The sequence below is a fragment of the Sphingomonas tagetis genome, assembly GCF_024211275.1.
Classification (GTDB): Bacteria; Pseudomonadota; Alphaproteobacteria; order Sphingomonadales; family Sphingomonadaceae; genus Sphingomonas; species Sphingomonas tagetis.
In genome coordinates this window covers 381688-404071 of record NZ_JAMLDX010000002.1, presented here as the reverse complement: position 1 = coordinate 404071, position 22384 = coordinate 381688, and the positions used below count along the sequence as shown (strand labels likewise).

The window sequence follows — 22384 nt, the reverse complement described above, 5'->3', positions numbered from 1 at the left end:
TTGAAATACTGCGCCCTTATGGTTCCAGCCTATGTGGCTGCTGGACAAGATGCTCCGCCAGCTCGTCAAACAGGGCGAGCTTACCGTCGTCGATCATGACGGCACCCGACACAGCTATGGCGCGCCCGATTCGCGCCATGGGCCGGTGACGATCCGATTCACCGACGCCAAGGTCGGCGCGGACATCGTCAAGGACCCGCGGCTGGGGCTGGGCGAAGCCTATATGGACGGGCGGATGGTCGTCGAGCAGGGCGACGTGCGCGAACTGATCCTGCTCGCGCACATGAACGGGCCGTTCGAGGTGCCGGGGCATTTCCAGCCCAAGGGTCCCTGGCGCAAGGCGCTCGACACGATCATGGGGCAGATCGACCAGATCAACTGGAAGGCGCGCTCGCGCCGCAATGCCGAGCATACCTACAACCTCACCCGGCGGCTGTACGAGCTGTTCCTCGACGCCGACCGGCAATATACCATGGCCTATTACCGCGACACGTCGAACAGCCTGGAACAGGCGCAGCTCGACAAGAAGGCGCATCTCGCGGCCAAATTATATCTCAAACCCGGCATGAAGGTGCTCGACATCGGCTGCGGCTGGGGCGGGCTCGCGCTGTATCTGCACCGCATGTACGACGTCGATGTCGTCGGGATCGCGCTGGCGCCCGACCAGATCGCCTTCTGCAAGGAACGCGCCGAGGCCGAGGGCGTGGCCGACCGCGTCAAGTTCGAGCTGATGGACTATCGCGACCTGACCGGCGAGTTCGACCGGATCGTCAATGTGGGCCTCATCGAGCATCTCGGCACACCGCATTATCCGGGTTTCTTCGCGCATGTCCGGCGGCTGCTGAAGCCCGACGGGATCATGGTGTCGCACTGCTGCGGCCGCGCCGGCGGGCCGGGGACGACTGATGCCTGGACGCGCAAATACATCTTCCCCGGCGGCTATATCCCCGCGCTATCGGAACTGGTGAGCGAGAGCCAGCGCCACCGCCTGATCGTCACCGATGTCGAGGCGATGCGCTATCACTACGCGCACACGCTGCACGAATGGTACAAGCGCACCAACGCCGCGGAGGACGAGATCGTCGCGATGTACGACCGGCGCTTCTTCCGCATGTGGCAATTCTACCTCGCGGGGGCGGAGGCGGCGTTCCGCTATGGCGGGCTGGTCAACTGGCAGGTGCAGTTCGTCAAGCGCCGCGACGCGATCCCGATGACGCGCGACTATATGTATGAGGAGGAAGCGCGGCTGCGCGAGCGCGAGTCCGCGCCCGAATGGCATCTCGCGGCGGCGGAATGAGGTGACGCCGCTCGAACTGGCGTTCGCCGCCGCCGCCGGGTTCGTCGGCGGCGCGATGAACGGGCTGGCGGGCGGCGGTTCCTTCGCGACGCTGCCCGCGCTGATCGCGCTCGGCCTGCCCGCCAATATCGCCAACGCCACGTCCAACGTCGCGCTGATGCCGGCGGCAGCGGCGAGCGCATGGGAGTTCCGCCGCGAGCTAGGGCCGGTGGCGGGGATGTCGGTGGCGCTGCTGGCCGGAATCACCTTCGTCGCCGGGCTGGCGGGCAGCCTGCTGCTGGTGCTGACCCCGACCGACACTTTCGACGCGATGATTCCGTGGCTGCTGCTGTTCGCTTTCGTGGTGATGCTGTTCGGCCGCAGTGCCGCCGACTGGCTGCATTCGCGCGTCACGATCGGACGGCCGGCGCTGGTCGCCGCGCAGTCCCTGCTCGGCATTTATGGCGGCTATTTCGGCGGCGGCGTGGGGCTGATCACCACCGCGGTCTATGGCCTGCTCGCCAATATCCAGCCGCGCGAGCTGTTCGCGATCCGCACGCTGATGCTGTTCACCGCCAATGTCGCCGCGACGATCATCTTCATCGCCTTTGCACTGGTGGCGTGGGTCGCGTGCCTCGCGATGCTGACCGGGTCGGTGCTCGGCGGCTGGGCGGGGGCGTGGATCGGCAAGCGCATGTCGGCCCGGCAGGTGCGGCTTTGGACCTTGCTTGTCACCGGCGGAACGACGATCATCTTCTTCCTGCGCGCCTATGGATAAGGTGAATGCTCCGCCGTCGCCCCGGGCGATCCACCGCCATGCGCTGACCACGCGCATCTGGCACTGGATCACGGCGGTCAGCGTGATCGTGCTGCTCGGCAGCGGCCTGATGATCCTCAACGCGCATGGCCAGCTCTATTGGGGCGAATATGGCGCGAATTTCGATCGTCCATGGTTCAAGCTGATCTGGCTGTTCGACAGCGCGCGGGTGCCGGGCTGGCTGACGATACCCTCGACCTACAACCTCGCGCTGGCGCGGCGCTGGCATTTGTTCTTCGCGCTGGTGCTGGCGTTCGCGCTGCTGGCGTACATGATCGTCAGCCTGATCAGCGGGCATTTCCAGAGCGACCTGCGGATTCGGGCGCGGGAACTGAAGGCGGCGCATCTGATCGCCGACGCGAAGGCGCATGCGCGGCTGGAATTCCATGATCCGGCGAACCCGCGCGCCTACAACATCTTCCAGAAGATGAGCTATGCGGGCGTGATCTTCGTGGCGCTGCCGCTGGCGATTTTCACGGGGCTGGCGATGTCGCCGGGGATGAATGCGGCGTGGCCGTGGCTGCTCGATGTGTTCGGGGGGCGGCAGAGCGCGCGGTCGATTCACTTCATCGTGGCGATGCTGCTGGCCGGGTTCATCATCGTGCATCTCGCGCTGGTGATTCTCGCGGGGCCGGTCAACGAGGTGCGGTCGATGATCACCGGCAAGTGGCGGGTGCCGCGATGACGCTGATCACGCGCCGCACTTTGCTGGTAACCGGGGCCGGGGGGCTGCTCGCCGGGTGCGACGCGATCGGCAAGAGCCAGCCGGGCCGCGACATCCTGTTCAAGGCCGAGGCGGTCAACCGCAGCCTCCAGCGCGTGCTGACCGACCGCAACGCGCTCGCCCGCGAATATTCGGACGCCGAAATGTCGCCGCGCTTTCGCTCGAACGGCACCAGCAGGCCGGGCGGCGAAGCCTATCGCGCGCTGATGGCGGGCAATTTCGCCGACTGGCGGCTGCGTGTCGACGGGCTGGTGCAGCGGCCGCTCAGTCTGTCGCTGGCGGACATCCGGGCGATGCCGCAGCGCGTGCAGATCACCCGGCACGATTGCGTCGAGGGGTGGAGCGCGATCGGCAAATGGCATGGGCCGCAACTGTGGACGCTGCTCGACCTTGCGGGATTACGCGATGCGGCGCGCTATCTCGTCTTCCACTGCGCCGACACGTTGCTCGGGCGGCCCTATTATGAATCGATCGACCTGATCGACGCCTTTCACCCGCAGACGATCCTCGCCTGGGCGATGAACAACCGCACGCTGCCGGTGGCGCACGGTGCGCCGCTGCGGCTGCGGGTCGAGCGGCAGCTCGGCTACAAGCACGCCAAATATGTCATGCGGATCGAGGCGGTGGCCGCGCTCGACGGCATCCATGGCGGCAAGGGCGGGCTGTGGGAGGATGTGTCGGGCTATGAATGGTATGGCGGGATCTAGCGCCATCCCCGCGCTATTGCGGGGGTAGCTGCTCGATATCGGCGCCCATCACGGCGCTCAGTTCGGCGCGGGTGACCTTGCCGTCCTTGTCCTTGTCCGCCCCGGAGAACCACGCATCGGCGCGGGCGTGCGCGGGGAGGCGCGAGGCGATCGGCGCGCGCGGATCGGTCGCCTTCTTCGCCTTTTGCGCGGCGGTGAAGGTGGCGTCGGTGCTGGCGTCGAAATCGAAGCGCGCGCGTGCCTCGTCGCGCTCGATCACGCCATCCTCGTTGAGGTCGAGATCGGCGAAGCGTTCGGCGACGCGGCGGTCGGCCTCGGCCTTGGGCAGCGGGCCGGGAGCGACGCCGGCGGCCTGAGCCGCGAACAGGAGTGTGATGATCATCGCGGGACTATGGCCGGGTGCGGATGACTAGCCGTTGAACGGGGGCCGTGCTTCCGCCGCCGCCAGCTTGCGCCCGGTGATCAGCGTCTGGCCGACAAACAGCAGGATCAGCGTCCCGCCGATCGCGCCGACCAGAATGTCGAAGCCGGACCAGCTGCCGAACAGGCCGCGCCCGGACCCCAGCACCATCATCATCACCGTCATGCCGATCAGCACCAGCCTGAGCTCGGTTGGTCCCGCCGCGAGATAGGACAGGCGCAGCTCGCCCACGACGCGCGCCGAGAGGAAGGCGTGAATGGACATTAGCAGATAGCCGGCCAGTGCGATCATCGCGATGTCCATCGTCACGAACGGGCTCAACCCCATGCCCGCGACGATCAGCAGATTGGCGAGGCCGTCGCAGCTGTGATCGATGAAATAGCCATAGGATGGCCGCTCGATCCGGCGGAACCGCGCAAGGCTGCCGTCGAGCGAGTCGCCGAACCACTGGACGCCATAGCCGACAATCGCGAGCAGCAGCCATTCGGGCGAGAGGTTGCTGGCGACATAGCCGGCGAAGATCATGACCGCGCCGACCATGCCGATTATGGTCAGCTTGTCGGGCGTCACCGATGCCGGCATGCGCGCGCAAAGCCAGTTGAGGATCTGCCGTTCGCCCACTGCCAGCCAATTTTGCTGGATACGCGCCAGCGCCGCCGGCGGCGCCTGTCTTACGTCTGTCATAATCCCCTATCTACCAACGCGCGCTCCGGAGCAATGGCGGGCGTGGACAGGGCGTGCCGATCGCGCGGTCAGGCGGAGGGATATCTGGCGTTCATGTCGTCCAGCGCGTGGCGGGCGATTTCCTCGAGCACGGCCATGTCCACATCGGCGAGCTTGTTGATGTAGAGGCACGACTTGCCGATCTTGTGCTTGCCGAGCCGGGCGAGCCGCTCCGCCTCCCCGTCCGCGCCGGTCAGCACATAGAGCACCAGCTGCGCCTTGCGCGGCGAGAAGCCGAGCCGGCACATCGTCCCTTCATGGCCGCTGTCATATTTGTAGTGATAGCTGCCGAAGCCGATGATCGACGGCCCCCACATGCGCGGTTCCTCGCCGGTGATCGTCTGGAGCAGCGCGCAGACGACCTTGCCGTCCTCGCGCCGCGCGGGGCTTTCGACCGAATCGAGGAAGCTGGCTGGCGTGACTTGCGTCGGTTTGGTCTTGATCTCGGCCATCGGCGCGCTCCGCTGGATTTCGGCCGAGCATATGCGCAAGGAGGCGCCATGCAACCGCCCGCGCAACCTCTGCTTCTGACCCGCCGGTCGATCTTCGCGCAGGCCTGGCCGATCATGCTCGGCCAGACGACGGTGCCGCTGGTCGGGCTGGTCGACACCGCGGTGATCGGCTGGACCGGCGACGCGGCGGCGCTGGCCGGGGTGGCGCTGGGCGTCGCGATCATCAACTTCATCTTCTGGGCCTTCGGCTTCCTGCGCATGGGGATGACCGGGCTGACCGCGCAGGCGCATGGCCGCGGCGACCGGCCGGAGGTCAATGCATTGCTCGCGCGGGGCGTCGTGGCGGGGCTGGCGATCGGGGCGGCGCTGGTGGCGCTGCAGCTGCTGATCGTGCCGGTCGCGCTCGCCGCGCTGGCCGGCGGGGGCAGTTTGGACGCGGCGGCGCGCGAGTTTGTGAGTGCTCGGTTTCTGGGCGCACCGGCGGCGCTCGGCTTCTATGCGATCAATGGCTGGCTCTATGGGCTGGGGCGGACGCGCGACACGCTGTGGCTGCAAGTCGCGATGAACGCCGTCAACGTCGCGTTCGACCTGCTGTTCGTGTGGCATTTCGGCATGGGGGCGCGCGGCGTCGGGCTGGGCACGGCGCTGGCCGAGTGGGTGGCGCTGGGGCTGGGCGTGTTCGCGGTGCTGCGGATCGCCGGGCCGGGGGCGTTGGCGGGACAGCGCGCCGGCTTCTTCGAGGCGGCGGCGTGGAAACGGCTGTTCGCGGTCAATGCCGACATCATGATCCGCACCGTGGCGCTGCTGGCGCTATTCCTGTGGCTGGCCAATGCCGGCGCGCGGCTGGGGACGGTGCAGCTCGCCGCCAACCATGTGCTGATGCAGCTGGTCGGCATCTTCGCCTTCGTGCTCGACGGTTTCGCCTTCACCGCCGAGTCGCGCGTGGGGATTGCGGTGGGGTCGGGCTCGCGGGCGGACCTGAAGCGGGCGATGCGGCTGACGGGGGAGTTCTCGCTGGGGTTCGGGTTGCTCGCGACGATCGTGTCGGTCGCGCTGGGCGGTCATCTGATCGACCTGCTCACCACCAACGATGCGGTGCGTGCGGCGGCGCGCGAAGTGCTGCCGCTCGCCGCGCTGGCCGCGACCGTGGGCGTGCCGGCATGGCTGCTCGACGGCGTGTTCATCGGGGCGACGCAGGGACGGGCGCTGCGCAACGCGGCGATCCTGGCGACGTTGCTCTATGTCGGCACCGACTTGCTGTTGCGGCCGCTGGGGGCAGCGGGGGTGTGGCTGGCGCTGCTCGCGAGCTATTTCTATCGCGCGGTGACGCTGGGCGCGCATCTGCCGCGGCTGTTCGCCAGTGTTGCGGAACCGCCCCCGCGGCCCTAGAGGCCACGCGACTTTTCCTCTGGAGCTGAAGCGATGTCCGACAAGATCAACCGGGTTGTCCTCGCCTATTCGGGCGGCCTCGACACCAGCGTGATCCTGAAATGGCTTCAGCAGGAATATCAGTGCGAGGTGGTGACCTTCACCGCCGACCTTGGCCAGGGCGAGGAGCTCGAGCCCGCGCGCCAGAAGGCGCTCAACGCAGGCGTCAAGCCCGAGCACATCTTCATCGACGACCTCAAGGAAGAGTTCGTCCGCGACTTCGTCTTTCCGATGATGCGCGCCAATGCGCTGTACGAGGGGCTGTACCTGCTCGGCACGTCGATCGCGCGGCCGCTGATCTCCAAGCGGCTGATCGAAATCGCCAAGGAAGTGAACGCCGATGCAGTCAGCCATGGCGCGACCGGCAAGGGCAACGATCAGGTGCGCTTCGAGCTCTCGGCCTATGCGCTCAACCCGGACATCAAGGTCATCGCGCCGTGGCGCGAATGGGACCTGACCAGCCGCACCAAGCTGATCGAATTCGCCGAGCAGCACCAGATCCAGGTGACCAAGGACAAGCGCGGCGAGTCGCCCTTCTCGACCGACGCGAACCTGCTGCACACCTCGTCCGAGGGCAAGGTGCTCGAGGATCCGTGGGATGAGACCCCCGACTATGTCTATTCGCGCACGGTGAACCCGGAGGACGCGCCCGACACGCCCGAATATATCACGGTCGATTTCGAGAAGGGCGACGGCATCGCGCTCAATGGCGAGGCGATGTCGCCCGCGACGCTGCTGGCGGCGCTCAACGAGCTTGGCCGCAAGCATGGCATCGGGCGGCTCGATCTGGTCGAGAACCGCTTCGTCGGCATGAAGTCGCGCGGCATGTACGAGACGCCGGGCGGGACCATCTATCACCTCGCGCATCGCGGGATCGAATCGATCACGCTCGACCGCGGCGCCGCGCATCTCAAGGACGAATGGGCGCCGCGCTATGCCGAGATGGTCTATAACGGCTTCTGGTTCGCGCCCGAGCGCGAGATGATGCAGGCGGCGATCGACCATTCGCAGCAGAAGGTCGCCGGCACCGTGCGGCTCAAGCTCTACAAGGGCAGCGCCAGCGTGGTCGGGCGCAAGTCGCCCTATTCGCTGTACAGCGAGAAGGTCGTGACGTTCGAGGACGATCAGGGCGCGTATGACCAGCGTGACGCGGCGGGCTTCATCAAGCTGAACGCGCTGCGGTTGCGGCTGCTGGGGCGGCGCGAGGACTGAGCGAAACGGAACTCGCGGCGGCGCGGCGCGTCGTCACGGCATGCGTATCCTGTTTCTGAGCCCGGCCGTCATGCTTGCGGCATGCGGCTCCCAGCCATCGACCGGACCCCAGCCGTCCGCCAGCCCATCCACATCGCCGGTCGCAGTGGCAGCTCGGCCGACGCCTGCGCCCTCGCCGATCGCGACACCGTCGCCCGCCGCGCCGCGCTTCATCGCGGCGGACCTGATCCGGCGGCAATGGGCCAAGGCGGAGAACCGCGCGGGCTGCGCGCCGGTCGCGTTCACCGATGAGGGCGGCGGAGGCGGCACGCCGCGTCCGGCGACGTTCAGCGGCGGCTGGGCCGTGGCGTTCGACGTGCCGGGGACGCGCAGCGCCTATGGCGTGGCGGGGCCGGGGCTGCTCTCCGCCGACCGCGGCCCGCCCTACGCCCAGACGCGGCGGCTGGCGCGGCAATGGCCCTATTTCATGGAACTGGACCAGCTCGAGCGGCCGTCCTTCGCCGGGTTCGGGCTCGAGGGCGCACGGCCGTATCGGGCGGACAATCCCGAGGGGCGCGGCGAAAACTCGCTCGCTTATGTCCGCATTCACCGTCAGCATTGCACCTACAATGTGTGGAGCCGGCTCGGCCGCGCGCATCTCGAAGTGCTGCTCGGCGGGCTGCAATTGCTGCCTGTAGAAAATTAACCATGATCGGCTAGCGCGGTCGCATGACGGCTGCGCTCTCCGGACGGTGGCGTGACGCCGCGATTGCCATGGCGGTCGCGGCGCTGCTGACGCTCGCCTGGACGATCGCCGACTGGGCGCGGCTCTCGGCGCTGATCCTGCCCGACCCCGACGACATGATGCGGCTCATGCAGATTCGCGACTGGATCGGCGGACAGGCGTTTTCGGATTTGAGCCAGTATCAGCTGGGCGGAGGGCTGGCGATGCACTGGTCGCGGCTGCCCGATCTGGTGCCGGCGGCGCTGATCGTGCTGCTGGAGCCGCTCGCCGGACGGCATGGCGCCGAGCTGGTTGCGGTGATCCTATGGCCGGCGGTGCTGTTCGCGGCGACACTGGCGTTGCTGGCGAGCCTGGCGCGGCGGTTGTCGGGCGGGGCAGGGGCGGGCCTGATCGCGCTGCTGCTCGGCGCGCTCGCTTATCCCGCCACGGGGTTCTTCACGCCCGGCCGAATCGACCATCATGGATTGCAGCTGCTGCTGTTGCTTGCGGGGGGACGAGCGATGCTCGCGGCGCCCTCGGCGCGGGCGGGTGCAGTTGCGGGGGTGGCCATCGCCGCCAGCATTGCCATCGGCCTCGAAAGTGCGCCGCTATGCGCGCTGGTGCTGGCGGCGATCGCGCTGCGCTGGGTGGTAGAGGGTAAGGACCGTGCCGCGATGCTGGCGGCCACCGGCATGGGCCTGAGCGGCGGTATGGCGCTGGCCGCGTTGCTGCTCGCGCCGCGGATCTGGCCGTCCGCCTTGTGCGATGCGTTCACGCCGCCGGTGGCTTGGATGGCGATTCTTGCCGGCGTGCTGCTCGCCATGGTTGGCGTCGTGCCAGGGCTGGACACGAGGGTGCGCCGGGTCGGCGCGCTGGCTCTGGCCGGGGCCATGCTGATCGCCGCGGTTCCATTTCTCGCACCCGCCTGTCTTGCCGGGCCTTATGGCGCGGTGCCGCCGCTGCTGCGCACATTGTGGCTCGATCACGTGGCCGAGGCGCAGCCGCTGTTCGGGACGCCGGTCGCGGTGGTGATCGGCTATGCCGGGCTGATGCTCGCCGGGCTGGCGGCAGTGGTGGTGCAGGTGGCGCGCAACCGAAGCGACGCCGGCTTGCTGAGCTGGCTCGCGCTGCTGCTCGGTGCGGTGGTGCTGAGCGGCATCCAGCTTCGGCTGGCGCCATTCGGCGCGGCGCTGGCCGTGCCCGTGCTCGCGGCGATGATCGTGCGGGTTCGAGCGCGCGGGCGGCCGCTTGCAACGGTGGCCGCATGGGCCGGTTCGGCCGGTATCCTCTATCCGCTGGCCGCGGGCGCGCTCCCGGTTTCGCGGCCCGCCGAGCAGCCTCGCGCACCATGCCTGACCCCGGCCAATCTCCAGCGCATCGCCGTGCTGGGGCCGGGGATGATCGCGGTGCCGCTCGACATGGGCGCCTATGTGCTCGAAACGCCGGGGCAGGCGGTGCTGGCGGCGCCCTATCACCGCAACGGCGCGGCGAATCTGGCGCATTACCGGCTGTTCCTCGGCAAGCCCGAGACCGCGGCGGCCGAGGCGCAGTGGTGGAAACTGCGCGCCATCGCCTATTGTCCGGGCTGGGTTGACGATCTCGACCTCGCGGGTGTCGCGGCGCCGGGATCGATCGTGGCGCTGGCCAGGCAAGGCCGGACGCCCGGCTGGACGAAACCGGTCGCGGGGCCTGACGGTGTCATAATCCTGGTGCCGCGCCCGTGAACCGTGACGTTCACTGGTGGCAGCGGCGCGGGGCGGTGGGGTTGGCGGTGCTGCTGTCGATTGTGCCGCTGCTGTGGCCGGCGATCCCGCCGCTGACCGACCTGCCCGGGCATATCGGGCGCTATCGCGTGATGCTGGGCACCGATGCCGATGTGCTGGCGCAATGGTATCGCTTCGAGTGGCGGCTGGTCGGTAATCTGGGCGTCGACCTGCTGGTGTATGCGCTGGCGCCGCTGGTCGGGCTGGAGCCGGCGGTCAAGGCCGCCGTGATTGCGACGGCCGCGCTGATGGCATCCGGCATCTTGTGGGTCACGCGCGAGGTGCATGGGCGGATCACGCCGTTCGCGTGGTTCGCGCTGCCGCTGGCGTACAGCTTTCCGCTGCAATTCGGGTTCGTGAATTATGCGCTGGCGGTGGCCCTGGCGTTCAACGCCTTCGCGCTGTGGTTGCGGCTGGCGGGGCAAACGAAGTTGCGCGCGGCGCTGTTCGTGCCGCTCGCCTGCATCGTGTGGCTGGCGCATGTGATGGGCTGGGGTGCGCTGGGGCTGATGGCGTTCGGGGCGGAGCTGGCGCGGCAGCGGGAGACGGGGCGCGGGTTGGTCGGCGGGGCTGTGCGGGCCGCGATCGGCTGCCTGCCGCTGGCGGTGCCGCTGCTGCTGCTGGTGCTGTGGCGCGTGGACAGCGGCGGCGGGATGACGGGCGAATTTCTTCAGCACAAGCTGCAATGGCTGGCGACGATCCTGCGCGACCGCTGGATGGCGTGGGACCTCGCCAGCGTGCTGCTGCTGTGGGCGCTGGTCTATCTCGGCTTTCGTGACCGGCGGATTGCACGGTCGGGGATGCTGACCGGCGTCGCGGCGCTGTTCGCGCTGGCCTATCTGGCGCTGCCCTACATTCTGTTCGACTCGACCTTCGCCGACATGCGGCTGGCGCCGCTGGTGCTGTTGTTCGCGCTGATCGCTATGCGGCCGGGCGAGGCGATGAGCGCGCGCTGGCAGCAGCGGCTAGCGCTGGCGGGGCTGCTCTTCTTCGCCGCGCGGACGGCGGGGACGGCGATCAGCTTCTGGCAATATGACCGCAGCTGGACGCGCGAGCTGGCGGCGCTCGATCACGTTCCGCGCGGGGCGCGGCTGGTGACGTTGGTGGGGGAACAGTGTCTCAAGCCATGGGGGCGCAGCCGGCTGGTGCATCTGCCGGGCATCGCGCTGGCGCGGCGCGCGGCGTTCGCCAACGACCAGTGGCCGCTGAGCGGGTCGGCGCTGCTGAGCGTGACCGCGAAGGACATGGGCGCGTTCGCCACCGACCCTTCGCAAATGGTGCTGTCCGGCCCGTGCGAGATCGAATCGCAGCTGAAGCCGGTGGACGTTGCGCTGAAGACGATCCCGCGCGGGACGTTCGACCATCTCTGGCTGGTCGATCCGCCGGCATATGATCCCAGGCTGCTCGCCGGCATGACACCGTTATGGCGCGACGGGACGAGCGGGCTGTACCGCATCGAGCGGTCGCGCTGATGCGCTGGTGGCAGACGCGCTGGTTTGCGCTGGTGGCGATGTTGCTGGCCGCCGTGCCGTTGCTGTGGCCGGCGGTGCCGCCGCTGATCGACCTGCCCGGGCATATCGGGCGCTATCGCGTGATGCTCGGCGACGAGGCGGCGGTGCTGGGCCAGTGGTTCGAGTTTCGCTGGCGTCCGGTGGGCAATCTCGGCGTGGACCTGCTCGTCGCGGCGCTCGGGCCGTGGCTTGGGCTGGAAACGGCGGTGAAGGCGGTGGTGATCGCCATTCCGGTGCTGACCGTGGGCGGGGCGCTGTGGCTCAGCCGCGAGTTGCATGGCCGCGTGAGCCCCTGGGCGCTGTTCGCCTTGCCGCTCGCCTACAACTACCCGTTGCATTTCGGCTTCGTGAATTATGCGCTGGCGATGGCGCTGATGCTGCCCGGCTGGGCCTTGTGGCTGCGGCTGGGGCCGTCGCGTCTGCGGTTCGCGCTGTTCGTCGCGATCGGGCTGGTGGTGTGGACCGCGCATATCGTCGGCTGGGCGATGCTGTGCCTGTTCGTGTTCGGCGGTGAGTGGGCCGTGCGGCGCTCAAGGGGTGACAGGCTGATCCCGGCGGCGCTGCGGGCGGGCATTGCCAGCCTGCCGCTGGCGCCGCCGGCGTTGCTGCTGTTCGTCTGGCGCAGCGGGGGGAGCGGGGGGATCACCGAGCGCTGGTTCGACCTGATGACCAAGCTCGAGGGCGTGTCGATCGTGCTGCGCGACCGCTGGTTCCTGCTCGACGTGGCGTCGGTCGCGCTGCTGCTGATCCTGATCTATGCCGCCGCACGTGGACGGATCGGACGGATCGAACCGCGTGCGGCGGCGGCAGCGGCGCTCGCGAGCATCGCCTTCCTGTTGCTGCCGTTCACGCTGATGGGGTCGGCCTATGCCGATATGCGGCTGCTGCCTTATGCGATGCTGGTGGCGCTGGCGGGGATCGCGCCGGTCGCGAGCGCGAACGTCCAGCGGATCGCGCTGGCGGGACTCGCCTTCTTTCTTCTCCGCATCGCCGCCAATACCGCCAGCCTGGCGATCTACGACCGCGACTGGACGCGCGAGCTGGCCGCGCTCGATCATGTTCCGCGTGGGGCTCGCGTGCTGGCGCTGACTGGCGACACCTGCGAGCAGCCCTGGGCGCACCGCCGTATCTCGCATCTGCCCGGCCTCGCCATCGCGCGGCGGGCAGCGTTCGCCAACGACCAGTGGCTGCTGGCGGGGGCGCCGCTGTTGACCGTGAAACTCGACGGGGCTGGCTTCTTCGCGCAGGACCCGTCGCAGGTGGTGCTCCCGGCGCCATGCCCCAACGACCCCAATCTGCTGCCGCAAAAAACCGCGCTCGCCGCCTTCCCGCGTGCGCCGTTCACGCATCTGTGGCTCGTTCGTCCGCATCCGTTCGCGCCCGGTCAGCTGTCGGGCATGACGATGATCTGGCGCGACGGATCGAGCATGCTGCTCGAAATCAACCATAAGCCGCGCTTGCGGGAGTCACGCCCCCTCGAATAGAAGCGCGCGATGCAAGGGGGCCTCAGCGCACATTCGGAATCGCCGCGCTGGTGGCAGACGCGCTGGTTCGTGCTGTTCGCGGCGCTCATGGCGGCGGTGCCGTTGCTGTGGCCCGACGTGCCGCCGCTGGTCGACCTGCCCGGGCATATGGCGCGGTTCCGCGTGCAGCTGTCGCATCACGAAGTGCCGTGGCTCAACGAATGGTACAAGTTCGAGTGGAGCCTGATCGGCAATCTCGGGCTCGACCTGCTGATCATTCCGTTGGAGCCGATCTTCGGGCTCGAGCTGGCGGTGAAGCTGCTGGTGATCGCGATCCCCGTGCTGACCGTCACCGGCCTGCTGTGGATCGCGCGCGAGGTGCATGGACGCATCCCGGCAACTGCGCTGTTCGCGTTGCCGCTCGCCTACAATTACGCCTTCCACTTCGGCTTCGTGAATTTCGGCCTGTCGATGGCGCTCGCGCTCAACGCCTTCGCCTTGTGGCTGCGCATGGCGCGGCTCGGCAAGACGGGTCTTCGCGCACTCGTGTTCGTGCCGATCGGCCTCGTCATCTGGGTCACCCACACCTTTGGCTGGGGCATGCTCGGGGTGCTGTGCTTCGCCGCCGAGCTGATCCGCCAGCACGACAAGCGCGGCCCGCGCACCGGGCCGTGGCACGCCAATTTCGTCGAGCGCTGGGTGGTGCCGTGGATCGTGGCGGGGGTGCACTGCCTCGTGCTGCTGCCGCCTGCGCTGCTGATGCTGGCGTGGCGCAGCGGCGGGCATGTCGGCGGGACGACCGGCGACTGGTTCAACTGGCGCGCCAAGATCTGGTGGGTGCTCATGGTCATGCGTGACCGCTGGCAGCTGTTCGACATCGCCTGCATGGGCGTGGTCTATCTGATCCTGCTCAAGGGCGTGCGCGATCCGAATATCCAATATTCGCGGCATCTGGGGCTGTCGGCGTTCTTCCTGATCGCGGTGTTCCTGCTGCTGCCGCGCGTGGTGTTCGGATCGGCCTATGCCGATATGCGGCTCGCGCCCTACATGATCGCGATCGCGCTGATTGGCCTCAGGCCGAAGCCCGGCCTGTCGATCCGGGGCGAGCGGGCGCTGGCGGTGGCTGGCCTGGTCTTCTTCCTGGTGCGCATCGGCGCGACGACGTGGAGCTATGCGCTCTACGACAAGTCCTATGACCGCGAGTTGAAGGCGTTGAACCACGTCCCGGTCGGCGCCAAGCTGCTGAGCTTCGTCGGCGAGACCTGCTACAACGAATGGACGATGACGCGCCTCCAGCACGTCCCGGGCCTCGCGATGGTAAGGCGCTTCGCCTATACCAACGATCAATGGTCGATGGCGGGCGGGCAGTTGCTGACGGTGCGCTACAAGCAGGCGCGCGGGTTCAGCCATGACCCGTCGCAGATCGTCACCGACACCAAATGCCCGCGCGAATGGTGGCGGCCGGTGGCGGTCAGCCTCGCGCGCTTCCCGCGCCATGCCTATGACTATCTATGGGTGATCAGCCCGCCGCCCTATGACAAGCGGCTCGAACGCGGCCTGATCCCGGTGTGGCGCGACCCCACGACCGGCAGCGCGCTGTTCAAGATCGATCATGACGTGCCGGCGGTGCAGCTCAATCCGGGCGATCTGGGGCCGTATCACGAGCAGATCGAGAAGATTCGCGACTTCCTCAAGCGCGACAAGGAAAAGCAGATGGAAGCGTGGGAAGCGGCGCAGAAAAAGGCTTAGCTACCCGCGTTTGAACGGCGTGAGTTCGCCGAGATAGTCCTGCTCGTGCGCCACCGCGCCCTTTTCGCGTTCGAGATATTCAGCCACCGCACGGCGGAAATTGGGGTCGGGCAGGTAATGCGCCGACCATGTCGTCACCGGGACATAGCCGCGCGCGAGCTTGTGTTCGCCCTGTGCCCCGGCTTCGACGCGCGACAGCCCGCGCGCGATGGCAGCCTCGATCGCCTGATAATAGCAGAGTTCGAAATGGAGGAAGGGGACGTCCTCGACGCAGCCCCAATAGCGGCCATAGAGCGCGTCGGCGCCGATCAGGTTGAGCGCGCCGGCGATCGGCCGGCCGTCGCGTTCCGCCAGCATGAGCAGCACTTGGTCGCCCATGCTTTCACCGATCATCGAGAAGAACGCACGGGTGAGGTAGGGGTGGCCCCATTTGCGGCTGCCGGTGTCCTGATAGAAGGCCCAGAAGGCGTCCCAATGCGCTTCGGTGATCTCCGCGCCGGTCAGATGGCGGATCGTCAGGCCTTCGACCGCGCGCTCACGTTCGCGGCGGATCGCCTTGCGCTTGCGCGAGGACAAGGCGGCGAGGAAGTCGTCGAAGCTGGCATAGCCATGATTGTGCCAGTGGAATTGCGTGCCCGCGCGGATCAGCCAGCCAGCCCGCTCGAACAGCGGCAGCTGTGCGTCATCGATGAAGGTGACGTGCGCGGAGGAGAGCCGGTTCTGGTCGGCGACCGCCTCGATCCCCGCGATCAGCGCCGGGCCGAGCGCGCCGTCGCGCAGCAGCAGGCGGGGACCCGGCACCGGGGTGAAGGGCGCGGCGATCTGGAGCTTGGGGTAATAGCGCCCGCCAGCGCGCTCCCACGCATCGGCCCAGCCATGGTCGAACACATATTCGCCCTGGCTGTGGCTCTTGCCATAGGCCGGCGCGATCGCGGCGGGCGCGCCATCGGCGCCGTCGATCACGATCGGCAGCGGCTGCCACCCGGTTTCCGCCGTGGCCGAGCCGGAGGCTTCGAGCGCGGACAGGAAGGCGTGGCTGACGAACGGATTGCCGGTGCCTGCACAGGCGTCCCACTGCGCCGCCGGGATCGACGCGACTCCTTGCGCGATGCGGGCGGTAACGGGGGCGGGCACGCTGTCTATTTAGGCGGCTCGGGCGCGTTTTGAACCGGCGGCGTGCTGCCCGCTGGCCAGCTTCGCACCATGATCTCGCGCCGAGGCACCGGGATCTCGATGCCGTTGTCCTTAAACAGCACCCACAGCCGGTTGAGCACGTCGGACTTCACATTGCCGACGCCGCCCTCGGGATCGCTGATCCAGGCGAGGATCTCATGCTCGACGGCATAGTCGCCGAAACTGGTCAGCCAGACATTGGGCTTGGGGCTGACCAGCACGCGCGGGCTGTCGATCGCGGCTTGCAGCATCAGCTGCTGCGCGAGCTTGAGATCAGTCTCGTAACCGACCCCGACCGGGATGCGGACGCGCACGTTGCGGTCGGAGAAGGACCAGTTCTCGACCTCCTGAGTCATCAGATTCTCGTTGGGAATCAGATGCTCCTTGCCGTCGCGCGTGATCACGCTGACCGCGCGCACCCCGATCTTGTTGACCCAGCCGAAGCTGTCGCCGACGACGATCACGTCGCCCGGCTTGATCGAACGGTCCATCAACAGGATGATCCCGGCGATCAGATTGCCCACGGTCTTCTGCAAGCCGAAGCCGACCGCGAGGCCGAGCGCGCCGGAGAACACCGCGAAGCTGGTCAGGTCGATGCCGAGCAGGTCGATGCCGAAGAAGAAGGCGATCACCACGACCGCGATGCTGGCGAGCTTCTGCACCAGCAATTTCTGCGTCGGGTCGAAGCCGCGAGCCTGTGCGACCGAATGCGCGATCACGCGGTTGGCGAGCCGCGCGGCGGCGTAGAGCGCGACCGCGGTGACCAGCAAGGTGACGATGGCGAGCAGCGAGATGCGCCGCCTTCCGACATCCATGCCGATCCGGTCGAGCGTCGAGGTGATGACGTTGAACCCGCCGATCGCGCCGCTGAGGATCGCGACGAACACCGTCAGCGCGGCGAGCCACGCCATCCAGCGCGGCAGATGCAGCCCGCGCAGAAAGGCCAGCGCGCACATCGCGGTCGCCGCGCCCAGCGCGATGCCCAGCAGCAGCGACGCGAACGGGCTCCACGGCCAGACATTGACGAGGATCGCCAGTAGCAGCGCCGCCACGCCGTGCCGCACGATGCCGTGCATGCGCTGCGCCAGACCCTCGCCATGATTGCCGACATGGTCGTGCCAGAAGTCGGCAAGGCGCGGCGCGGCATAGCGGCCCGCGAGCAGGCCCGCGATCAGCATCACGATTGCGAGGCTGCCCGCGACCGCGCTTTCGAACAGTTCGGGCGTGCCCGGCACATGCACCCCGTTCGCGGTGAGCCAGCGGGCGAGGCCGGGCGGAATCATTTGGCCGCCCGGAAGCGGTCGAGCCCGGCGGCAAGATCGGCGATCAGGTCGGCGGGGTCTTCGAGGCCGATCTGGAGGCGTACCGCGGGGCCTTCGACCTGCCACGGCGTGATCGTGCGGATACGCTCGGGATCGACGGGGATGGCGAGGCTTTCGAACCCGCCCCAGCTATAGCCGATGCCGAACAGGTCGAGTCCGTCGATCAGCGCGGCGCGCGCCGCCTCGCCGCCGCCGCGCAGGATGAAGGTGAAGAGGCCGCTCGGTCCCTTGAAGTCGCGGACGAACAGCGCATGGCCGGGGCAGCCGGGCAAAGCGGGATGCAGCACGCGTGCGACTTCGGGCCGCGTCTCCAGCCAGCGCGCGATCGCCAGCGCTGCCTCGCCATGATGTTTGAGCCGCAGCGCCATCGTGCGAAGCCCGCGCGAGCCCAGCCAGGCGTCATCAGGACTGGCGACCTGGCCGAGCTGGAAGCTGGTGGCGCGGAGCTTCTCCCAATGGCTGGGAGCGGCGGTGACGCTGCCGAGCATCGCGTCGCTGTGGCCGACGACATATTTGGTGCAGGCGAGGATCGAGAGGTCGATGCCCTTTTCGATCGCCGGGAACAGCAATGGCGTCGCCCAGGTGTTGTCGAGCAGGGTGGTCACGCCACGCGCCTTGGCCACGGCGACGATCGCGGGGACGTCCTGCACCTCGAAGGTCAGGCTGCCGGGACTTTCGATGAAGATCGCGCGAGTCCGGTCGCTGATCATCTCGGCGATGCCGCCGCCGATCAGCGGGTCGTAGAAGCGCGTGGTGACGCCGAAGCGCTTGAGGAAGGTCTGCGCGAAGCTGCGGGTCGGATCATAGACGCTGTCGGCGAGCAGCAGCTCATCGCCGGGCGAGAGCACCGACAACAACGCCGCCGACACCGCTGCCACACCCGAGGGATAGAGGAAGGTCGCCGCCGCGCCCGGCTCGAGCTCGGTCAGCGCTTCGGCGAGGCTCCATTGCGTCGGCGTGCCGCGGCGGCCGTAGAACAGCCGGTGGTGGGTGTCGCGCCCGGCATTGGCGCGCAGGTCCGCGATATCGTCGTAGAGGATGGTCGAGGCGCGCCAGACGGGCGTGTTGACGATGCCCTGAGTCCATTCCTTGCGCCGGCCCGCGCCGACGACGCGGGTGCCGTCCCCCTTTTTTGGGTCGCCATCGCCGCTCATGCCGCGCCGGTCGCCTTGCGCGTATCGGGATCGGCGCCCCATTCGACCCAGCTGCCGTCATAGAGCGCGGCGGGATGCCCGAGCAGGTGCAGCGCGAATACGATCACCGCGGCGCTGATCCCCGATCCGCAGGTCGCGATCACCGGGCGCTCGACCTCGACGCCTTCGTCCTCCAGCACGAGGCGGAGCGAGGTCGGATGCTTCCACGTCCCGTCCGGGTTGAAGAAGCTGGAATAGGGCACGTTGGCGCTGCCCGGGATATGCCCGCTGGCGAGGCCGGGGCGGGTCTCGGTCTCCTGCCCGGTGAAACGGGCGGGCGAGCGCGCATCGACCAGCTGCTCCTGATGGCCGCCGAGACCGGCGCGGACCTGATCGAGCGAGCGCACCAGCGCGTGGTTCGGCCTGACGGTGATCCGGCCGGGGTCCACCGGCTGCGTACCGCGTTCGAGCGGGCGGCCCTCGGCCTTCCATTTGGCGAGCCCGCCGTCGAGCAGCGCCGCGTCGATGCCGAAGCTCTGCAGCATCCACCAGGCGCGCGCCGCGGTGTGATGCGGCGCGTCGTCATAGAGGACGACGCGGTCGCCGTCGCTCACGCCCAGCGCGCCGAGCTGCGCGGCGAACTGGTCCGCCGGCGGGAGCATCGTCGGCAGCGGCGAGGTCTTGTCCGAGATCAGGTTGATGTCGAAGAACATCGCGCCGGGGATGTGCCCGCCCTCGAACTCGCCGCGCGCGTCGCGCGGCTCGCCCGGCAGGAACCAGGTCGCGTCGAGGATGCGCAGATCGGGCTTGCCCAGTTCGCCCGCAAGCCATTCGGTGGTCACCAGCGCATCCATATCCGCCTCCGTAATGATCAACCATGCAACCGTCGAGTTTCCAGATCGCTCCGCAACCCCTAAATGAACGCGCATGACCCCAAAGCATCTCGGCCAGCACAGCGCGCTTCCCGCCACCCCCGAAGCAGCGGTGCTCGACTATGTCCCCAATCCGCGCCCGGGCAGCGACTATCTGGTCCGCTTCGCCGCGCCGGAGTTCACCTCGCTCTGCCCGATCACCGGGGCGCCCGATTTCGCGCATCTCGTGATCGACTATGTGCCGGGCGAGACGATCGTCGAATCCAAGTCGCTCAAGCTGTTCCTCGGCGCGTTCCGCAACCACGGCGCCTTCCACGAGGATTGCACCGTCGGCATCGGCCAGCGGCTGTTCGAGGAGATGAAACCCAAATGGCTGCGAATCGGCGGCTATTGGTATCCGCGCGGCGGTATCCCGATCGACGTGTTCTGGCAGTCGGGCGAGCCGCCGAAGAGCGTGTGGATTCCGGCGCAGGACGTCCCCGGCTACCGCGGGCGCGGCTGAACGCCGGATTAATAACGGCTCGTCGCAGAGTCTTTGTGTTGCATTGCAGCATGAGTGCAACCATATTGAAACCTCGTCGTTAGGAGACGTGAAGGCGGACTCGCCGCTTGATCCATGTTGCTTTTGCGAAGGAATCGAGAATGACGCGTCGCGAAGTAATACCGGCTCAAATCGAACACCTCGCGCTGATCGGGAACTTCCTGCCGCGCAAATGCGGATTGGCGACGTTCACCACCGATACGTTCAATGCGCTCAAGGCGCGTTTCCCCGAAGCCCGGGTCGACGTGTACGCGATGGACGACCATCCGGGCCGTTATGATTATCCCGCCGAGGTCACCGGCACGATCCCGCAGCACGAGCGCGCTGCCTATCTCGACACCGCTCGGGCGATCGAGGCGTCGGGCGCGCAGGCGATCTGGGTCCAGCACGAATATGGCATCTATGGCGGCGCGGCCGGCGAACATCTGATCGCGCTGCTCGACCGCACGACGCTGCCGGTGATCGCGACGCTGCACACCGTGCTCGAAAGCCCCAATGCCGACGAGCGACGGGTGATGGAGGCGCTGTTGCGCCGGGCGTCGCGCGTGATCGTGATGGCCGAGAAGGGCCGCCAGATCCTGCGCCGCGTGCATGGCGTCGATGATCGCAAGGTGGTGACGATCCCGCATGGCGTGCCCGACCGCGCGCTGGCCGACACCGCCCTGTTCAAGCCGCGCTTCGGCTGGCAGGGGCGGCAGGTGGTCCTGACCTTCGGCCTGCTCGCGCCGAGCAAGGGGATCGAGACGGTGATCCGCGCGATGCCGGCCGTGGCGGCGCGGCATCCCGATGCGCTCTATGTCGTGCTGGGTGCGACTCATCCCAATCTGGTGGCGCATGAAGGCGAAGCCTATCGCGAGCGGCTGCACGCGCTGACCGCCGAGCTCGGCATCGCGCAGAATGTCCAGTTCATCGACAGCTTCGTCGAACAGGACGAGTTGCTCGACTATCTCCAGGCCGCCGACATCTATGCCACGCCTTATCCTGGCGCGGCGCAGATCACCTCGGGCACGCTGTCCTACGCCGTGGCGATGGGCAAGCCCGTGATCTCGACGCCCTATGTCCATGCGACCGAGATACTCGCCGACGGGCATGGCGTGCTGGTCGACTTCGGCGACAGCGCCGGTTTCGCGCGTGAGATCAACGCGTTGCTCGACTGCGACGCGCGGCGCGACGAATTGTCGGCGCGCGCCTATGCACGCGGCCGCACGATGCTGTGGGAGCGCGCGGCCGAGGCGGCGATGCGCGAATTCGGCGCGGTTCGCGACGTGCGCCCGCACCGCATCGTGTCCACGCGGGCGAACGCGCTCGAACCGCTGACGCCCGATTTCCGTGCGGTCGAGCGGATGAGCGATGCCACCGGCATGCTCCAGCATTCGATCTATGCCGTGCCCGACCGGCGCCACGGCTATTGCATCGACGACAATGCCCGCGCGCTGATCCTGATGCATCGCATCGATCCGCTGGACGCCGGCGAACGCGACAAATGGACGAGCATCTATGCCGCCTTCGTCCAGTTCGCCTGGAACCCCGACCAGCGCCGCTTCCGCAACTTCATGCGCTTCGATCGGAGCTGGTGCGAGGATGTCGGCTCGGAGGATTCGAACGGCCGCGCGCTGTGGGCGCTCGGCGTCACCGCATCCGAAGCGCGCGACCGCAAATATCGCGACTGGGGCCGCGTGCTGTTCGACGAGACCGCGGCGATCAGCTTCGAATTCGGGTCCCCGCGCGCGATGGGATTCGCCATGCTCGGCGCGGCGGCGATGCTGGAGGCGCATCCCGGCCATGCCGCGTCGGTTCAGATCCTCGAGCGGTTCGGCGCCGAACTGGTAAGCCTGCTCGAAGAGGCGCGCCGGCCCGAATGGGAATGGTTCGAGATCGTGCTCGCCTATGACAATGCCCGGCTGCCCGAAGCGCTGCTGCGCGCCGGCCGCGCGCTCGGCCGCGACGATTTCACCGCCTGCGGGCTCAAGACGCTGGAGTGGATCGTCGCGCAGCAGACTTCGCCCGAGGGCAAGTTCCGCGCGGTGGGGTCGGAAAGCTTCGGCCGCGCCTATGCCGAGCCGATGCAGTTCGACCAGCAGCCGCTGGAGGCGCAGGCGACGATCGACGCGTGCGTCGCCGCCTTCGACGTCACCGGCGACGAGCGCTGGGCGGCGGAAGCGGAGCGCGCTTATCGCTGGTATCTCGGCCAGAACGACCTCAGCCTGCCGCTCGCCAGCGCGCAGGATGGCGGTTGCTTCGACGGACTGACGCCGGCCGGATTGAACCGCAATCAGGGCGCCGAGTCGATCCTGGCGCTCCAGCTGGCGAATTGCGCCATTTCCGCTCTTTCAAAGCGCGCGCAAATCGTGGCAGGACCGAAACGGGCCGTCGCTTAGCGTCAAGCGGTGGGAC

Annotated in this window: 20 protein-coding genes; 13 read left to right on the top strand and 7 right to left on the bottom strand. The window is 68.0% G+C overall.

What is annotated here, in order from left to right; all coding sequences use genetic code 11:
- Positions 1-31 precede the first annotated feature (31 nt).
- Genes M9978_RS04565 through M9978_RS04550 form a run of 4 tightly spaced genes read left to right on the top strand, consistent with a single transcriptional unit; the run spans position 32 to position 3524 of the window.
- Positions 32-1297, top strand: a complete 1266-nt coding sequence (locus M9978_RS04565) for an SAM-dependent methyltransferase (RefSeq protein WP_254291733.1) — start codon at positions 32-34, stop codon at positions 1295-1297.
- A gap of 1 nt (position 1298) precedes the next feature.
- On the top strand, positions 1299-2054 hold the full coding sequence (locus tag M9978_RS04560) for a sulfite exporter TauE/SafE family protein (RefSeq protein WP_254291732.1): 756 nt from the start codon (positions 1299-1301) through the stop codon (positions 2052-2054).
- Complete coding sequence (locus tag M9978_RS04555) at positions 2047-2778, top strand: cytochrome b/b6 domain-containing protein (RefSeq protein ID WP_254291730.1); 732 nt, start codon at positions 2047-2049, stop codon at positions 2776-2778. The genes M9978_RS04560 and M9978_RS04555 overlap by 8 nt, the downstream gene beginning before the upstream one ends.
- Positions 2775-3524, top strand: coding sequence for a molybdopterin-dependent oxidoreductase (locus M9978_RS04550; protein ID WP_254291727.1), 750 nt, complete (start codon positions 2775-2777; stop codon positions 3522-3524). The genes M9978_RS04555 and M9978_RS04550 overlap by 4 nt, the downstream gene beginning before the upstream one ends.
- A gap of 13 nt (positions 3525-3537) precedes the next feature.
- Here the strand turns inward: M9978_RS04550 and M9978_RS04545 are convergent, their stop codons facing one another.
- The 3 genes from M9978_RS04545 to M9978_RS04535 form a co-directional block, all read right to left on the bottom strand.
- Positions 3538-3906: an EF-hand domain-containing protein gene (locus tag M9978_RS04545; RefSeq protein ID WP_254291725.1), complete on the bottom strand. Its 369-nt coding sequence runs from the start codon at positions 3904-3906 to the stop codon at positions 3538-3540.
- A 27-nt stretch (positions 3907-3933) separates the two neighbouring features.
- Complete coding sequence (locus M9978_RS04540; RefSeq protein WP_254291723.1) at positions 3934-4629, bottom strand: CDP-alcohol phosphatidyltransferase family protein; 696 nt, start codon at positions 4627-4629, stop codon at positions 3934-3936.
- 68 nt (positions 4630-4697) lie between these two features.
- Entirely contained in the window at positions 4698-5120 is a 423-nt protein-coding gene (locus M9978_RS04535; protein ID WP_254291721.1) for a DUF1801 domain-containing protein, read from the bottom strand.
- A 48-nt stretch (positions 5121-5168) separates the two neighbouring features.
- Here M9978_RS04535 and M9978_RS04530 point away from each other — a divergent pair, with 48 nt between their 5' ends.
- From M9978_RS04530 to M9978_RS04500, 7 genes are all read left to right on the top strand, one after another.
- On the top strand, positions 5169-6509 hold the full coding sequence (locus tag M9978_RS04530; protein ID WP_254291719.1) for an MATE family efflux transporter: 1341 nt from the start codon (positions 5169-5171) through the stop codon (positions 6507-6509).
- 33 nt (positions 6510-6542) lie between these two features.
- Positions 6543-7760 carry an argininosuccinate synthase gene (locus tag M9978_RS04525; RefSeq protein ID WP_254291717.1) on the top strand — a complete coding sequence of 406 codons (1218 nt, stop codon included), beginning with the start codon at positions 6543-6545 and terminating at the stop codon, positions 7758-7760.
- Positions 7761-7905: 145 nt separating this feature from the next.
- Positions 7906-8445: a hypothetical protein gene (locus tag M9978_RS04520; protein ID WP_254291715.1), complete on the top strand. Its 540-nt coding sequence runs from the start codon at positions 7906-7908 to the stop codon at positions 8443-8445.
- 23 nt (positions 8446-8468) lie between these two features.
- On the top strand, positions 8469-10187 hold the full coding sequence (locus M9978_RS04515; protein WP_254291713.1) for a hypothetical protein: 1719 nt from the start codon (positions 8469-8471) through the stop codon (positions 10185-10187).
- Positions 10184-11698 (top strand): hypothetical protein, encoded by a 1515-nt coding sequence (locus tag M9978_RS04510; RefSeq protein WP_254291711.1) that lies wholly within the window; start codon positions 10184-10186, stop codon positions 11696-11698. The genes M9978_RS04515 and M9978_RS04510 overlap by 4 nt, the downstream gene beginning before the upstream one ends.
- Positions 11650-13221: a hypothetical protein gene (locus M9978_RS04505; RefSeq protein ID WP_254291709.1), complete on the top strand. Its 1572-nt coding sequence runs from the start codon at positions 11650-11652 to the stop codon at positions 13219-13221. Before M9978_RS04510 ends, M9978_RS04505 begins: the two co-directional genes overlap by 49 nt.
- A gap of 9 nt (positions 13222-13230) precedes the next feature.
- Positions 13231-14949: a hypothetical protein gene (locus M9978_RS04500; protein WP_254291707.1), complete on the top strand. Its 1719-nt coding sequence runs from the start codon at positions 13231-13233 to the stop codon at positions 14947-14949.
- Here the strand turns inward: M9978_RS04500 and M9978_RS04495 are convergent, their stop codons facing one another.
- Genes M9978_RS04495 through sseA form a run of 4 tightly spaced genes read right to left on the bottom strand, consistent with a single transcriptional unit; the run spans position 14950 to position 19431 of the window.
- Positions 14950-16083 carry a GNAT family N-acetyltransferase gene (locus M9978_RS04495; protein WP_254291706.1) on the bottom strand — a complete coding sequence of 378 codons (1134 nt, stop codon included), beginning with the start codon at positions 16081-16083 and terminating at the stop codon, positions 14950-14952. It lies immediately after the preceding gene.
- Between the two features lie 5 nt (positions 16084-16088).
- Positions 16089-17405, bottom strand: coding sequence for a mechanosensitive ion channel family protein (locus M9978_RS04490; protein ID WP_254291705.1), 1317 nt, complete (start codon positions 17403-17405; stop codon positions 16089-16091).
- Positions 17402-18598, bottom strand: coding sequence for a cystathionine beta-lyase (gene metC / locus M9978_RS04485; RefSeq protein ID WP_254291703.1), 1197 nt, complete (start codon positions 18596-18598; stop codon positions 17402-17404). The genes M9978_RS04490 and metC overlap by 4 nt, the downstream gene beginning before the upstream one ends.
- Positions 18595-19431 carry a 3-mercaptopyruvate sulfurtransferase gene (gene sseA, locus M9978_RS04480; RefSeq protein ID WP_254291702.1) on the bottom strand — a complete coding sequence of 279 codons (837 nt, stop codon included), beginning with the start codon at positions 19429-19431 and terminating at the stop codon, positions 18595-18597. The genes metC and sseA overlap by 4 nt, the downstream gene beginning before the upstream one ends.
- A 73-nt stretch (positions 19432-19504) precedes the next feature.
- On the opposite strand from sseA, the gene queF reads away from it, so the two are divergent.
- Both queF and M9978_RS04470 read left to right on the top strand, forming a co-directional pair.
- Positions 19505-19951 (top strand): preQ(1) synthase, encoded by a 447-nt coding sequence (queF, locus tag M9978_RS04475; RefSeq protein ID WP_254291700.1) that lies wholly within the window; start codon positions 19505-19507, stop codon positions 19949-19951.
- A gap of 140 nt (positions 19952-20091) precedes the next feature.
- Positions 20092-22368, top strand: coding sequence for a glycosyltransferase family 4 protein (locus M9978_RS04470; RefSeq protein ID WP_254291698.1), 2277 nt, complete (start codon positions 20092-20094; stop codon positions 22366-22368).
- Positions 22369-22384 lie beyond the last annotated feature (16 nt).